10 protein-coding genes are annotated in these 15,016 nt (G+C 66.0%); 9 read left to right on the forward strand and 1 reads right to left on the reverse strand.

Annotated features, from left to right (window positions below; all coding sequences use genetic code 11):
* Positions 1-37 precede the first annotated feature (37 nt).
* From ABIA90_RS11200 to ABIA90_RS11240, 9 genes are all read left to right on the forward strand, one after another.
* Positions 38-2,134 carry a 3-hydroxyacyl-CoA dehydrogenase NAD-binding domain-containing protein gene (locus tag ABIA90_RS11200; RefSeq protein WP_063980943.1) on the forward strand — a complete coding sequence of 699 codons (2,097 nt, stop codon included), beginning with the start codon at positions 38-40 and terminating at the stop codon, positions 2,132-2,134.
* Positions 2,135-2,293: 159 nt separating this feature from the next.
* The gene (gene pimA / locus ABIA90_RS11205) at positions 2,294-3,970 is read left to right on the forward strand and encodes a dicarboxylate--CoA ligase PimA (protein WP_354118850.1); all 1,677 of its coding nucleotides are present in this window, start codon (positions 2,294-2,296) and stop codon (positions 3,968-3,970) included.
* Positions 3,967-5,154 (forward strand): acetyl-CoA C-acyltransferase, encoded by a 1,188-nt coding sequence (locus tag ABIA90_RS11210; RefSeq protein WP_354118851.1) that lies wholly within the window; start codon positions 3,967-3,969, stop codon positions 5,152-5,154. Before pimA ends, ABIA90_RS11210 begins: the two co-directional genes overlap by 4 nt.
* Before the next feature lie 52 nt (positions 5,155-5,206).
* The gene (pimC, locus tag ABIA90_RS11215; protein WP_014498260.1) at positions 5,207-6,397 is read left to right on the forward strand and encodes a pimeloyl-CoA dehydrogenase large subunit; all 1,191 of its coding nucleotides are present in this window, start codon (positions 5,207-5,209) and stop codon (positions 6,395-6,397) included.
* Between the two features lie 132 nt (positions 6,398-6,529).
* Complete coding sequence (gene pimD / locus ABIA90_RS11220) at positions 6,530-7,672, forward strand: pimeloyl-CoA dehydrogenase small subunit (RefSeq protein ID WP_354118852.1); 1,143 nt, start codon at positions 6,530-6,532, stop codon at positions 7,670-7,672.
* Positions 7,673-7,821: 149 nt separating this feature from the next.
* Complete coding sequence (locus ABIA90_RS11225; RefSeq protein WP_354118853.1) at positions 7,822-8,595, forward strand: SDR family NAD(P)-dependent oxidoreductase; 774 nt, start codon at positions 7,822-7,824, stop codon at positions 8,593-8,595.
* A 265-nt stretch (positions 8,596-8,860) separates the two neighbouring features.
* Positions 8,861-10,366, forward strand: coding sequence for a glycerol kinase GlpK (glpK, locus tag ABIA90_RS11230; protein ID WP_354118854.1), 1,506 nt, complete (start codon positions 8,861-8,863; stop codon positions 10,364-10,366).
* Between the two features lie 122 nt (positions 10,367-10,488).
* Positions 10,489-12,936 (forward strand): penicillin acylase family protein, encoded by a 2,448-nt coding sequence (locus ABIA90_RS11235; RefSeq protein ID WP_354118855.1) that lies wholly within the window; start codon positions 10,489-10,491, stop codon positions 12,934-12,936.
* A 194-nt stretch (positions 12,937-13,130) separates the two neighbouring features.
* On the forward strand, positions 13,131-13,724 hold the full coding sequence (locus ABIA90_RS11240) for a GNAT family N-acetyltransferase (RefSeq protein ID WP_354118856.1): 594 nt from the start codon (positions 13,131-13,133) through the stop codon (positions 13,722-13,724).
* 17 nt (positions 13,725-13,741) lie between these two features.
* On the opposite strand, the gene ABIA90_RS11245 is transcribed toward ABIA90_RS11240, so the two are convergent.
* Positions 13,742-14,896, reverse strand: a complete 1,155-nt coding sequence (locus ABIA90_RS11245; RefSeq protein WP_354118857.1) for a BBP7 family outer membrane beta-barrel protein — start codon at positions 14,894-14,896, stop codon at positions 13,742-13,744.
* Positions 14,897-15,016: the final 120 nt, after the last annotated feature.

Raw genomic sequence — 15,016 nt, forward strand, 5'->3', positions numbered from 1 at the left:
ATCGAACAAAAGTAAATCCCCACCAAGGAGGGAAGCCGTGAGCGAAGTGGTCAAGCTTGAGCGTCATGACGAAGTCGGGATCGTCACGGTCAACAGTCCTCCGGTCAATGCGCTGAGTGCCGCAGTGCGTGGCGGTATTCTCGAATGCATCAAGGCCGCGATCGCCGATCCCGCGATCAAGGGCATCGTGCTGACCTGCGCCGGCCGCACCTTTATCGCCGGCGCCGACATCACCGAGTTCGGCAAGCCGCCGAAGCCGCCCGCCCTCAACGACGTCCTCGCCGAGATCGAGAACTCGCCCAAGCCGGTCGTCGCCGCGATCCATGGCACCGCGCTCGGCGGCGGCCTCGAGGTCGCGCTGGCCTGTCATTTCCGCGTGGCCGTGAAGGAAGCCAAGCTCGGTCTGCCCGAGGTGAAGCTCGGCCTGCTGCCGGGCGCCGGCGGCACCCAGCGCCTGCCGCGCGCGGTCGGGCCGGAACTCGCGGTCAAGATGATCGTCGGCGGTGATCCGATCGGTGCTGCCGAAGCGCTCAAGAATGGCCTGATCGAGGAGATCGTCGAAGGTCCGGCCTCCGGCGGCGAAGCCTTCGTGCGCAAGCTGCTCGCCGAGAAGCGCCCGCTGCGGCGCCTGCGCGACGACGATTCCAAGCTCGCGGCGGCCAAGGCCGACCGCTCGATCTTCACCAATGCGGTCGCCGCCATGACCAAGAAGTCGCGCGGCCTGGAAGCGCCGTTCGCCGCCGCCGACGCCGTCGGCTACGCCATCGACCTGCCGTTCGACGAGGGGCTGAAGAAGGAGCGCGAGGGCTTCCTCAAGCTCGTCTCCAGCGACCAGTCCAAGGCGCAGCGTTATGCCTTCTTCGCCGAGCGCGAGGCCAGCAAGATCGCCGGCGTCCCTGAAGGCACCAAGTCGCGGCCGGTGAACCGCGTCGCCATCCTCGGTGCCGGCACCATGGGCGGCGGCATTGCGATGTCCTTTGCCAATGCCGGCGTGCCCGTCACCCTGATCGAGACCGGCGAGGAGCAGCTCAAGCGCGGCATGGGCATCATGCAGAAGAACTGGGAAGCGACCGCGGCGCGCGGTGGCATTCCGGCCGACGCGCCCGCCAAGCGCATGGCGCTGATCAACGGCGTCGTCGGCATCGAGAACGTCGGTGATGCTGACCTGGTGATCGAGGCCGTGTTCGAGACCATGGCCGTAAAGAAGGAAGTGTTCGGCAAGCTCGACCAATACGTCAAGCCCGGTGCCGTGCTCGCCTCCAACACCTCCTACCTCAACATCGACGAGATCGCGAAGTCGACCAAGCGGCCGCAGGACGTGCTCGGCATGCACTTCTTCTCGCCCGCCAACGTCATGAAGCTGTGCGAGATCGTGCGCGCCGACAAGACCGCGCCGGATGCGCTGGTCACCGCTGTGACCATCGCGCGCAAGATCGCGAAGGTGCCGGCCGTGGTCGGCGTCTGCGACGGCTTCGTCGGCAACCGCATGCTGGCGCAGCGTGGCAAGCAGTCGGAAAAGCTGCTGTTCGAAGGTGCCTTGCCGCAGCAGGTCGACGCCGTGGTCACCAAATTCGGCATGCCGATGGGACCGTTCGCGATGGGCGATCTCGCCGGCCTCGACATCGGCTGGCGCTCGCGCAAGGACCGCGGCATCAAGTCGGAGATCGCGGACGCACTCTGCGAAGCCGGCCGCTTCGGCCAGAAGACCGGCAAGGGCTACTACAAGTATGAAGCAGGAAGTCGCTCGGCACTGCCCGATCCGGAGGTCGAGAAGCTGATCGACGAGACGCTGCTCCGTCTCGGCCGCAAGAAGCGCGTCGTCAGCGACGAGGAGATCCTCGAGCGCATGATGTACCCGATGATCAACGAGGGCGCGAAGATCCTCGAAGAGGGCATCGCGGCGCGTCCTTCCGACATCGACGTGGTCTGGCTCTACGGCTACGGCTGGCCGATCTACCGCGGCGGCCCGATGTTTTGGGCCGACACCGTCGGCCTCAAGCACATCGCCGATCGTCTCTCCTTCTACGCCAAGGAGACCAACGATCCGAGCCTCGAGCCCGCGCCCTTGCTGAAGAAGCTCGCGGCCGAAGGCAAGACGTTCGCGTCGCTGGCGGCGGCGTCGAAGGCGGCGTGATGGCCGCTTCATCTCAACCCTCGTCATTTCGGGATGCGCCGCAAGGCGCAGGCCCGGAATCCATAACCCCAGCTGGTGGTTATGGATTCCGGGCTCGCGACTTTGTCGCGCCCCGGAATGACGGTCTCTGTTAGTTGCTCGCTCAACCAATCAAGAATAATGACCCATCCCGGCGAACAGTTTTATCCCGAGGGCGTGCATTGGGACGACACCATCGTCCAGGGCTCGCTGCCTGACCTCTTGTCGCAAGCCGCCGCCGATTACGGCGCGCGCACCGCGCTGGAATTCCGCGATCGTCCGATCAGCTATACCGAGCTCGCCGCCATGGCCGAGCGCGCGGCAGCGGCGTTCCTGCGCGCCGGCTGCGGCAAGACCAGTTCCGTGGCCCTGTTCCTCGGCAACACGCCCGATCACCCCGTCAATTTCTTCGGCGCGCTGAAGGCCGGCGCCCGCGTCGCGCATCTCTCCCCGCTCGACGGCGAGATCGCGCTGACGCACAAGGTCTCGGATTCCGGCTCGCGCCTGCTCGTCACCTCCAACCTCGCGGCGCTGCTGCCGACCGCGCTGAAGTTCCTGGAGAAGGGCCTGATCGATCGCCTGGTCGTCTGCGAGGACAACGATTGGGGCAAGGTGGGCACGCCGCAGGCGCCGATCCCCGACGATCCCCGCATCGTCACCTTCAAGAGCTTCGTCGAGGGCGCGACAGCGCCGGCAGAGTGGCCGTCCGTGACCGCCGATGACGTCGCGCTGCTGCAATATACCGGCGGCACCACCGGCCTGCCCAAGGGCGCGATGCTCACCCACGGCAATCTCACCTCCGCGGTGTCGATCTACGATGTCTGGGGCAAGCCGTCGCGTGCGGCGCGCGGCGACGTCGTCGAGCGCGTGATCTGCGTGCTGCCGCTGTTCCACATCTATGCGCTCACCGTCGTGCTGCTGTCCTCGCTCAGCCGCGGCAATCTGATCTCGCTCCACCAGCGCTTCGATGTGGAGGCGGTGATGCGCGACATCGAAATCAAGCGCGCGACGTACTTCCCGGGCGTGCCGACGATGTGGATCGCGATCGCGGCACTGCCTGATCTCGACAAGCGCGACTTCTCCTCGCTCGCCGTCATCGGCTCCGGCGGCGCGCCGCTGCCGGTGGAGATCGCGAACTTCTTCGAGCGCAAGGTCGGCAAGAAGCTGCGCAGCGGCTGGGGCATGACCGAGACCTGCTCGCCCGGCACCGGCCACCCGCCGACGGGACCGGACAAGCCGGGGTCGATCGGCCTGATGCTGCCCGGGATCGAGATGGACGTGGTCTCGCTGGAGAACCCCACAAAGGTTCTGCCGCCGGGCGAAGTCGGCGAGATCCGCATCAAGGGCCCGAACGTCACCAAGGGCTACTGGAACAAGTCGAAGGAGTCCGCGGAGTCCTTTTCGGACGGCCGCTTCCTCACCGGCGACATCGGCTATGTCGACAGCGACGGTTATTTCTTCCTGGTCGACCGCAAGAAGGACATGATCATCTCCGGCGGCTTCAACGTCTATCCGCAGATGATCGAGCAGGCGATCTACACCATTCCAGGCGTGCACGAGGTGATCGTGCTCGGCATTCCCGACCAGTATCGCGGCGAGGCCGCCAAGGCTTTCATCAAGCTCAAGCCGGACGCCAAGCCGTTCTCGCTCGACGAGCTGCGCGCGCAGCTCGCCGGCAAGGTCGGCAAGCACGAGCTGCCGGCAGCGGTCGAGTTCGTCGACGATCTGCCGCGCACGCCGGTCGGAAAATTGTCGCGCCACGAATTGCGCCAGCAGCAGAAACCAGCACAATCCAAGCAACCAGGAGGTCGCTCTTGACCGACGCCGTCATCGTTTCCACCGCCCGCACCCCGATCGGCAAGGCCTATCGCGGCATGCTCAACGCCACCGAGGGCGCAACGCTGCTCGGCCACGCCATTGGCGAGGCCGTCGCCCGCGCCAAGGTCGATCCGAAGGAGGTCGAGGACGTCGTGATGGGCGCGGCGCTGCAGCAGGGCGCGACCGGCGGCAACATCGCGCGCAAGGCGCTGCTCCGCGCAGGTCTCCCCGTGACCGTCGCCGGCACCACCATCGACCGGCAATGCGCCTCGGGCCTGCAGGCGATCGCGCTCGCCGCGCGCTCGGTGATCTTCGACGGCGTCGAGATCGCGGTCGGCGGCGGCGGCGAATCGATCAGCCTCGTGCAGAACGACAAGATGAACGGCTTCCACGCCCAGGACCCGGCGCTGCTAAAGATCAAGGGCGAGGTCTACATGCCCATGATCGACACCGCCGAAGTCGTCGCCAAGCGCTACGGCATCTCGCGCGAGAAGCAGGATGAGTATTCGCTGGAGAGCCAGCGCCGCACCGCCGCTGCCCAGCAGGGCGGCAAGTTCAAGGACGAGCTCGCGCCGATCACGACGCAGATGGCGGTCACCGACAAGGCGACCGGCGCCGTGTCGATGAAGGAAGTGACGCTGTCGCAGGACGAAGGCCCGCGCCCCGAGACCACGGCTGAAGGCCTTGCCGGCCTCAAGCCGGTGCGCGGCGAAGGCTTTTCGATCACCGCCGGCAATGCCAGCCAGCTCTCCGACGGCGCCAGCGCCTCCGTCATCATGAGCGACAAGGAAGCCTCTAAGCGCGGCCTCAAGCCGCTCGGCATCTTCCGCGGCTTCGTCTCCGCCGGCTGCGAGCCGGACGAGATGGGCATCGGCCCGGTCTTCGCCGTGCCGCGCCTGCTCAAGCGCCACGGCCTCACCGTCGACGACATCGGCCTCTGGGAGCTGAACGAAGCCTTCGCGGTGCAGGTGCTGTATTGCCGCGACAAGCTCGGCATCGACCCCGAGAAGATCAACGTCGATGGCGGCGCGATTGCGGTCGGCCATCCCTACGGCATGTCGGGCGCGCGCCTCACCGGCCACGCCTTGATCGAAGGCCGCCGCCGCAAGGCGAAGTATGCGGTCGTCACCATGTGCGTCGGCGGCGGCATGGGTGCGGCCGGGCTGTTCGAGGTGTTGCAGTAATTTCACCGTCGTCCTGACGGCGACGAAACAAAGAAGCTCACAGGAGGATCCGATGGATCTCGCATTCACGAAGGAAGAGCAGGCGTTTCGCGAGGAAGTGCGTTCATTCTTCCGCGACAACGTGCCGCCGGATACGCGGCGCAAGCTGGTCGAGGGCCGTCACCTCTCGAAGGACGAGATGGTGACGTGGTGGCGCATCCTCAACAAGAAGGGCTGGGGCGTCAGCCACTGGCCGAAGCAGTATGGCGGCACCGGGTGGACCTCCGTGCAGCACTACATCTTCAACGAGGAGCTGCAGTCCTATCCGGCGCCGCAGCCGCTCGCCTTCGGCGTCAGCATGGTGGGCCCTGTCATCTACACCTTCGGCAACGAAGAGCAGAAGAAGCAGTATCTGCCGCGCATCGCCAATGTCGACGACTGGTGGTGCCAGGGCTTCTCCGAGCCCGGCTCCGGCTCCGACCTCGCCTCGCTCAAGACCAAGGCCGAGCGCAAGGGCGACAAGTGGATCATCAACGGCCAGAAGACCTGGACCACGCTCGCCCAGCACGCCGACATGATCTTCTGCCTCTGCCGCACCGACCCCTCCGCCAAGAAGCAGATGGGCATCTCCTTCATCGTCTTCAGCATGAAGTCGAAGGGCGTCACCGTGCGTCCGATCCAGACCATCGACGGCGGCGTCGAGGTCAACGAGGTGTTCTTCGACGACGTCGAGGTGCCCATCGAGAACCTGATCGGCGAGGAGAACAAGGGCTGGGATTACGCCAAATTCCTGCTCGGCAATGAGCGTACCGGCATTGCCCGGGTCGGCGTCTCCAAGGAGCGGCTGCGACGCATCCGCGATTTGGCCGGCAAGGTCGAATCCGGCGGCAAGCCGATCATCCAGGACGCCGCGTTCCGCGAGAAGCTCGCGGCCTGCGAGATCGAGCTGAAGGCGCTCGAGCTGACGCAGCTCCGCGTCGTCGCCGACGAGGGCAAGCACGGCAAGGGCAAGCCCAATCCGGCGTCCTCGGTGCTGAAGATCAAGGGCTCCGAGATCCAGCAGACCACCACTGAGCTCTTGATGGAAGTGATCGGTCCGTTCGCAGCACCCTACGACGTGCACGGCGACGACGGCTCGAACGAAGCCATGGAGTGGACCGCCCAGATCGCGCCGAGCTACTTCAACAACCGCAAGGTCTCGATCTACGGCGGCTCCAACGAGATCCAGCGCAACATCATCGCCAAGGCGGTGCTGGGGCTCTAGGCGTCATTCCGGGGCGCGCGCAGCGCGAGCCCGGAATCCATAGCCACGATCGGGAGTATGGATCCCGGGCTCGCGCGATGCGCCCCCCGGGATGACGAAGCCAGATAATTTCGGGTACGAGGAACCAAAGAAATGGATTTTGATCTGAACGAGGAGCAACGGCTTCTCAAGGAAAGCATCGACGGCCTGCTGACCGATTCCTACGATTTCGAGAGCCGCAAGAAGTACATGAAGGAGAAGGGCGGCTGGAGCCAGGCCGTCTGGGGCAAGCTCGCCGAGCAGGGCCTGCTCGGTCTGCCGTTCACGGAGGCCGATGGCGGCTTCGGCGGCGGCGGTGTCGAGACCATGATCGTGATGGAAGCGCTCGGCAAGGCGCTGGTGCTCGAGCCGTATCTGGCAACGGTCGTGATCGGCGGCGGCTTCCTGCGCCACGCCGGCAGCGATGCGCAGAAGGCCGCGCATGTGCCCGGGATCATCGAAGGCAGCAAGACGCTGGCGTTCGCCCAGCTCGAGAAGAACTCGCGCTACGATCTCTTCGACGTCTCGACGACGGCGAAGAAGAAGGGTGACGGCTGGGTCATCGACGGCGAGAAGTTCGTCGTGCTCAACGGCGAGAACGCCGAGACCCTGATCGTCACGGCCCGCACCAAGGGCGACCGCCGCGACAAGTCCGGCATCGGCGTGTTCCTGGTGCCGGCGGGCGCCAAGGGCGTGACGAAGAAGTCGTACCCGACGCAGGACGGCCTGCACGCCGCCGACATCACCTTCACCGGTGTCGAGGTCGGCGCGGATGCGGCGCTCGGCAATCCCGACGACTCGCTCGCCCTGATCGAGCGTGTCGTCGACGAAGCCCGCATCGCGCTCTGCGCCGAAGCGGTCGGCCTGATGGACGAGTCGCTCAAGACCACGGTCGAGTACATCAAGACGCGCAAGCAATTCGGCGTCGCGATCGGCTCGTTCCAGTCGTTGCAGCACCGCGCCTCCGACATGTTCGTCGCCGCCGAACAGGCGCGATCGATGTCGATGTTCGCGACCATGGCCGGCGATTTCGAGGACGCCAAGGAGCGTTCCAACGCCATCGCCGCCGCCAAGGTGCAGATCGGCAAGTCGCTGAAGTTCGTGGGACAGCAGGCGATCCAGCTCCACGGCGGCATCGGCATGACCATGGAGGCGAAGATCGGCCACTACTTCAAGCGCCTCACCATGATCGAGAACAGCTTTGGTGATACCGACTACCACCAGCGCCGCGTCGCGGATGGGAGCGGGTTGATCTAGCCACACGACGACTGTCATCCCCCGCGAAGGCGGGGGATCCAGTACGCCGCGGCCTCTCGATTCCAGCCGCGCCGTCTCTGGAATACTGGATCGCCCGCCTTCGCGGGCGATGACGACTGAGCAAGCGGACGTAGCGGAGCCCAACAACAATGAAAAACACCCCGTTCGATCTCACCGGCAAGGTCGCAATCGTCACCGGCTCCAGCCGCGGCATCGGCCGCTCCTCGGCGGAGCTGCTCGCAAAGCTCGGCGCCAAGGTCGTGGTGTCATCGCGGAAAGCGGAAGCCTGCAAGGAAGTCGCCGACGGCATCATCGCGGCTGGTGGTGATGCCATCGTCATTCCCTGCAACATCGCGCGCAAGGCCGAGGTCGAGGCGCTGATTTCGGGCACGATCACGCACTACGGCAAGATCGACATCCTGGTCTGCAACGCCGCGGTGAATCCGTATTACGGCCCGCTGCTCGACATCACCGACGAGGCCTTCGACAAGATCATGGGCAGCAACGTCAAGAGCAACATCTGGCTCTCCGCGCTGGCGATCCCGCAAATGGCGGAGCGCGGCAACGGCTCCGTCGTCATCATCTCCTCGATCGGGGGCCTGCGCGGCTCGACCGTGATCGGCGCCTACGGCATCTCCAAGGCCGCCGACTTCGCGCTGTGCCGCTCGCTCGCCGGCGAATGGGGCCCGAAAGGCGTCCGCGTCAACTGCATCGCGCCCGGCCTCGTCAAGACCGATTTCGCCCGCGCGCTGTGGGAAGACGAAGCCAACCTCAAGCGCCGCACCGCCACCACGCCGCTCCGCCGCATCGGCGAACCCGACGAAATCGCCGGCGCCGTCGCCTACCTCGCCTCCGACGCGTCCAGCTTCATGACCGGCCAGACCATCGTCATCGACGGCGGCGTGACGACGGCTGCGGTGTAGCCTTCTTCCCCTCTCCCCTTGCGGGAGAGGGTGGCTCGCCGCGTAGCGGCGAGACGGGTGAGGGGTTTCTCTCCATGTGCAACCCTCTTACCGCTGAATTCGCTGAAGCATACCCCTCATCCGGCGCTTCGCGCCACCTTCTCCCGCAAGGGGAGAAGGAAGGGGAGCCGCGCGCGTTGATCCAATCTTGACCTTGCCGCCCTAATCCGCTCCCTTTGGCGCGACACAATGACCCCCTCTCAGGGAAACGCCAGGGTAAGCTTCCATGTCTTTCGTCCTCGCCATCGACCAGGGCACCACATCGTCGCGCGCCATCGTTTTTCGCAGTGACATCTCGATTGCCGCCCGCGCGCAGCAGGAGTTTCCGCAGCATTTTCCGGCCTCGGGCTGGGTCGAGCACGAACCGGAGGACATCTGGACCTCGACCGTCATGGTCTGCCGCGACGCGATCGAGCAGGCCGGCATCGGGCCTAAGGACATCGCCGCGATCGGCATCACCAACCAGCGCGAGACCACCGTGGTGTGGGACCGCGCCACCGGCCAGGCCGTGCACCGCGCCATCGTCTGGCAGGACCGCCGCACCGCCGACATCTGCGCAAAATTGAAAGCAGAAGGCCGCGAGCCGGTAATCTCGCAAAAGACCGGCCTGATCATCGATCCCTATTTCTCCGGCACCAAGGTCGCCTGGATCCTCGACCACGTCCCCGGCGCACGGGCGCGCGCCGCGCGTGGCGAGCTGATGTTCGGCACCGTCGACTGCTATCTGCTCTGGCGCCTCACCGGCGGCAAGGTGCACGCCACTGATGCCACCAACGCCTCGCGCACGCTGCTGTTCAACATCCACACCGGCCAGTGGGATGACGAGCTGCTGGAGATCATCGGCGTGCCGCGCTCGATGCTGCCCGAGGTGAAGGATTCCTCCGCCCGCTTCGGCGACAGCACGCCGGACCTGTTCGGCGGCGCGATCGCGATCTCAGGCATTGCCGGCGACCAGCAGGCCGCGACCATTGGACAAGCCTGCTTCCGCCCGGGCATGATGAAGTCGACCTACGGCACCGGCTGTTTTGCCCTGCTCAATACCGGCACCACGCCGGTGGTCTCCAAGAACAAGCTGCTCACCACCGTCGCCTATCAGCTCGACGGCAAGCGCACCTACGCGCTCGAAGGCTCGATCTTCGTCGCAGGCTCGGCGGTGCAGTGGCTGCGCGATGGCCTCGGCATCATCAAGCACGCCGCCGAGACTGGACCGCTCGCTGACCAGTCCGATTCCATGCAGAGCGTCTATCTGGTCCCGGCCTTCGTCGGCATGGGCGCGCCCTACTGGAATCCGCGCGTGCGCGGCGCGCTGTTCGGCCTCACCCGCAACACCGGCCCGGCCGAGCTCGCGCACGCCGCGCTGGAGAGCGTGTGTTACCAGACTTTCGACCTCTGGGCCGCGATGCGCGCGGACTGGCCGAGCTCGGAAGTCGCGAGCGTCGTGCTGCGCGTCGACGGCGGAATGACCGCCTCCGACTGGACCATGCAGCGCCTCGCCGATCTCTTGGACGCGCCGGTCGACCGTCCTGTGATCCAGGAGACGACGGCGCTGGGCGCGGCCTATCTCGCCGGCCTCCAGGCCGGTGTCTATCCCGAGCCGACGAAGTTTGCCGACAATTGGCGGCTCGAGCACCGCTTCAAGCCGAACATGAGCCAGGCGACGCGCGAGCGGAAGCTCGCCGGCTGGGCGCGCGCGGTGAAGGGCGTGCTCGCGAGCGACGAGGGAGAGGGATAGGCGGATGTCGTAGCCCGGATGGAGCGAAGCGCAATCCGGGGTTTTCTCCACGAGTAAGATTCCCGGATTACGCTTCGCTCCATCCGGGCTACGGACTAAAATAACAACAACGGGAGAAGACAATGAACACGGATCTCAACCGGGTCATCCAAAAACTCTGCGGCGCAGCGATCTGCGCCGCGCTGCTGACCTCGACAGCCATCGCGCGCGACAAGCCGAACCCGCTCGGAAGCGCGCGGCAGCTCAAGACCGATGTCGCGGGCCTCGACGCGCCCGCCCAGATCCTGGTCGACGTCTGGGGCATCCCGCACATCTATGCCGGCAACGAGCACGACCTGTTCTTCCTGCAAGGTTTCAACGCCGCGCGCGACCGGCTCTGGCAGATCGATCTCTGGCGCAAGCGCGGCCTCGGCCTGCTCGCAAAGGATTTCGGCCCGGCCTATGCCGAGCAGGACAAGGCGCTGCGGCTGTTCCTTTATCGCGGCGGCATGAACGCGGAGTGGGCGGCCTACGGTCCCAAGGCGAAGACCTATGCGGACGCGTTTGTCGCAGGCGTCAATGCCTATGTCGCCGATGTGCGCGCGGGCAAGCGTCCGCTGCCGATCGAGTTCAGGATCGCCGGCACGATGCCTGATCCGTGGACGGCGGATGACGTTGTCCGCATCCGCAGCCACGGCCTGACGCGCAACGTCGCCTCCGAGGTCAAGCGCTCGCTGGTCGCTTGCGCGGCCGGCCTCGATGCCGATCGTTTCCGGGTCAAGCTCGAGCCGGCATGGACCACGAAAGTGCCCGATGGTCTCGATCCCTGCAGCGTGCCGAAGGCCGTGCTCGCGGCCTACGATCTCGCGACGCGCCCGGTGGCCTTCGCGGCACCGAAGGACAAGCAGGCCGCACTCGCGCACGATCCCGACAAATACCTCACCGAGGCCGACCAGCAGCGCGACACCATCGGCTCCAACAATTGGGTGATCGCGGCATCGCGCACGGCGACGGGCCGCCCGATCCTCGCCAACGATCCGCATCGCGAGCACAGCGTGCCCTCGCTGCGCTACATCGTCGGCCTCAATGCGCCCGGCCTCTCCGTGATCGGTGCCGGCGAGCCGGCGCTGCCCGGCATCTCGATCGGCCACAACGGCACCATTGCGTTCGGCCTCACCATCTTCAACGTCGACCAGGAAGACCTCTACGTCTACGAGCTCAATCCGCAAAACCTCAACCAGTACCGCTACGGCAATGGCTGGGAAGACATGCGCATCGTGCACGAGACCGAGCAGGTCAAGGGCGAGGCCGATCGCGATATCGAGCTGAAATTCACCCGGCACGGGCCGGTGATCCATGTCGACGATGCCAACAAGCGCGCCTTTGCGGTCCGCTCGATCTGGTTCGAGCCCGGCACGTCAGCCTATTTCGGCTCGTCCGACTACATGACCGCGAAGGACTGGAACGGCTTCCTCGCCGCCATGCGGCGCTGGGGCGCGCCGTCGGAGAACCAGGTCTATGCCGACACCCGCGGCAATATCGGCTGGGTCGCCGCTGGCAAGACGCCGCGTCGCGCCAACTTCGACGGCCTGATGCCGGTGCCCGGCGACGGCCGCTATGAGTGGCAGGGCTTTCTCTCGCTCGACGAATTGCCGAAAGCCTATCAGCCCAAGCAGGGCTTTCTCGCCACCGCCAACCAGATGAACCTGCCGGCCGATTACCCGATCGCCGACCGCAAGGTCGGCTTCGAATGGTCCGACAGCGCCCGCTGGCAACGCATCACCGAGGTGCTCGCGGCCAACAGCAAGGTCACGCTCGCCGACGCCATGGATTTGCAGAACGACGACACCGCGATGCTGGGGCGGCGCCTCGTCAAGCTGTTGCAGCCGCTCACCTCCGACGATCCCAATGTGAAGAAGGGCCTCGAGCTGCTCAAGCCGTGGGACGCGCGCGATGCCGCCGACAGCGCGGCGGCTGCCGTGTTCGAGGTCTGGATCGCCAATCATCTTGGGCCGGTGCTGCTGAAGACCACGGCTCCCAAGGCCGCCGATCTGATCGCGCCGGAGGCGTCGAGCATTTCGGCGCTGGTCGCCTATCTGGAATCTCCTGATGCGTCGTTCGGCGCCGACCCCGCTGCCGCGCGCGACCAGATCCTGCGCGACAGCCTCGGCGCCGCGGTGGCCGACGTGACGGGCAAGCTCGGGGCTGATGCCTCGACCTGGCGCTGGGGCCGGCTGCATGTCGCGAAATTCGACCATGCCTTGATGCCGCTCGCCGACAAGGCCACCGCCGCGCAGCTCTCGGTCGGCCCGCTCGCCTATGGTGGCGCCGCCAATGTGCCGCGCGCGGCCACCTACCGCCGCGCCGATTACCAGCTGTTCGCCGGCGCTTCGTTCCGCATGGTGCTCGATGTCGGCAATTGGGATGCGAGCCGCACCATCAACACGCCCGGCCAATCCGGCGATCCCTTCAGCGCCCATTACCGCGACCTCGCGCCGCTCTGGGCAACGGGCCAATATGTCCCGCTGCTCTACAGCCGCCCGGCCGTCGAAGCCGCGACCGCGGAAGCGATCATTTTAACGCCGCGATGAGCGACTTGTTGGCTGGAGAGTGCCGGAAGAGCGCGGCCTGCATGGTTCGGGACGCCCGCTCAGGCGGGCTCCTCACCATGAGGGTCTGATATCCCGCCGCGAGACGCGGCCTCATCCTGAGGGCCCGCCGTAGGCGGGCGTCTCGAAGGATGAGCCGCAAGCGAGCTGTTCGCCATATCTTTCTGAGAGGCCCCATGACCATCCCCGACGGTTATTCCGACATCCCCGCCGGCAAGATCGCCGCGGTCGTCACCCATCTGGAGATGACCGCACCTCCCGCGCGCCGCGACGATCCTCCAGGCGCGTGGTGCTTGCGCAAGGTCGACGCGCCCGCGCTCGACTGGTATCGCGATCTCCATCGCCGCGTCGGCGAGGAGTGGCTGTGGTTCTCGCGTGCGCGCCTGAATGACGCAGAGCTTGCCGCAATTATCCACGCGCCGGGCGTCGAGGTCCATGCCCTGGTCGTGGACGGCCGCGACGAAGGCCTGCTGGAGCTGGATTTCCGCGAGGCCAGCCAGTGCGAGCTGGTCTATTTCGGCGTCACCGCCGGATTGATCGGGACTGGCGCAGCTCGCTTCCTGATGAACCGCGCGCTGGAGACTGCCTGGTCGCGCGAGCTGCGCCGCCTCTGGGTGCATACCTGCACCTTTGATCATCCGTCCGCCGTCGCGTTCTATCAGCGCTCCGGATTTCGTGCGTTCCGTCGCCAGATCGAGGTGGCCGATGATCCGCGCCTCGATGGAACGGCATCGCCGACGGCGGCGAGGCATGTGCCGATCATTGAGTAATGCCGGGCTACGCGCCCTCAATAATTATACCGCACGCCAAAGCTGAACCCCTGCGCAAGCAGGTTCGTCGTGTTGAGCACCGGTCCGGGCCGGTTCGGCCCGCCGCCGGCCGGCGGTGGCGCGAGGTTCGGATTGACGGTGGTGTCGATCAGGCCGCCGGCGCGCTGTACGCCGGTCCAGTACATCACGTCGTAGCCGGCGATCAGCCGCCAGCCGGGCGCAACCTGATATCCCGCCTTCAACGACAGCTCCGGCACCACGGCGAAGCGGGTCTGGTCGTAATGGCCTATATTGCTCGACAGCGCGAGGAAGCCGCCCGGGGCCGTCGTGGTGACGCCGGCCACGGTCGAGGCGGTCGAGCCCGAAATGTCGGCGCTGTTGAGATTGGCGCCGAGCGCCACCTTGCCGCGCCACTCCAGCGACCACGGGCCATTGCGCCAGTCGCCGGTAAGGCCGAGATCGAGGCCGTGGAAATTGCTCGACGCCTTGAAATTGTCGGTGGGGTTGAAGGTGCCGAAGGCAAGAATGGTCGCGGTATTGGAGATCGTCAGCGTGTCGGTCGACCGCAGATAGCGATAGCCAACCAGCGCGCTGACGCGCTGTCCGCTCCACGCGCCGAGATCCCAGCGATAGAGCGCGCCGGCGCCGAGCAGGCGCGAGGTTTCGCTCGCGCTGGCACTGCCGGTGGCCAGCCCCGGAAATCCCGCGATCAGCGCGTCGGGAAATCCCGTCAGCGCATTGGTGAAGGGCCGTGCCAGGATCGGATTGGCATTGGTGTCGGTCGCAAATCCGGTCGAGAGATTCTCCAGCCCGAAGAACGAGGCTTCGATGCCGCGGCTGCGCTGCGGATCGAACCAGTAGCCGGCGGTGATGCGCCCGCCCGAACGCCAGTCCTTGTTCACACTGGAATTGCCGAACAGCACGGTCGTCGTGGGCTGGCCGAGCACGCCGACAACTCCCAGCGGCGTGCCGACGGGGCTCGTGGTCACCAGCGCCGGCAGCTTGTCGCCCGTCACGCTCCAGGCAAGGTAGTCGGCCTCGGCCCAGAACGGATTGAAATCGGCAGGTTTGGGCGGCGCCTTCATCGGCAGATCGGCTGCTGACGTGACGTCGGGCACGATCGCCGTAAGAGCTAGGCCGACCGCTGCCGCTCTCAATGCCCGCCGATTCATTTGGCTTCCCTCTGGGTCCGCGGAATGAACCATGCGACAATTTGTTCGGCAAGCTGGAGTTGAGGCGGTGCCGAGACGAAAATGTGTAGCTGTTGCCGTTGGGCACCGCTCGCTGGCTGT

It is taken from the genome of Bradyrhizobium sp. LA6.8, from assembly GCF_040547935.1.
Classification (GTDB): domain Bacteria; phylum Pseudomonadota; class Alphaproteobacteria; order Rhizobiales; family Xanthobacteraceae; genus Bradyrhizobium; species Bradyrhizobium barranii.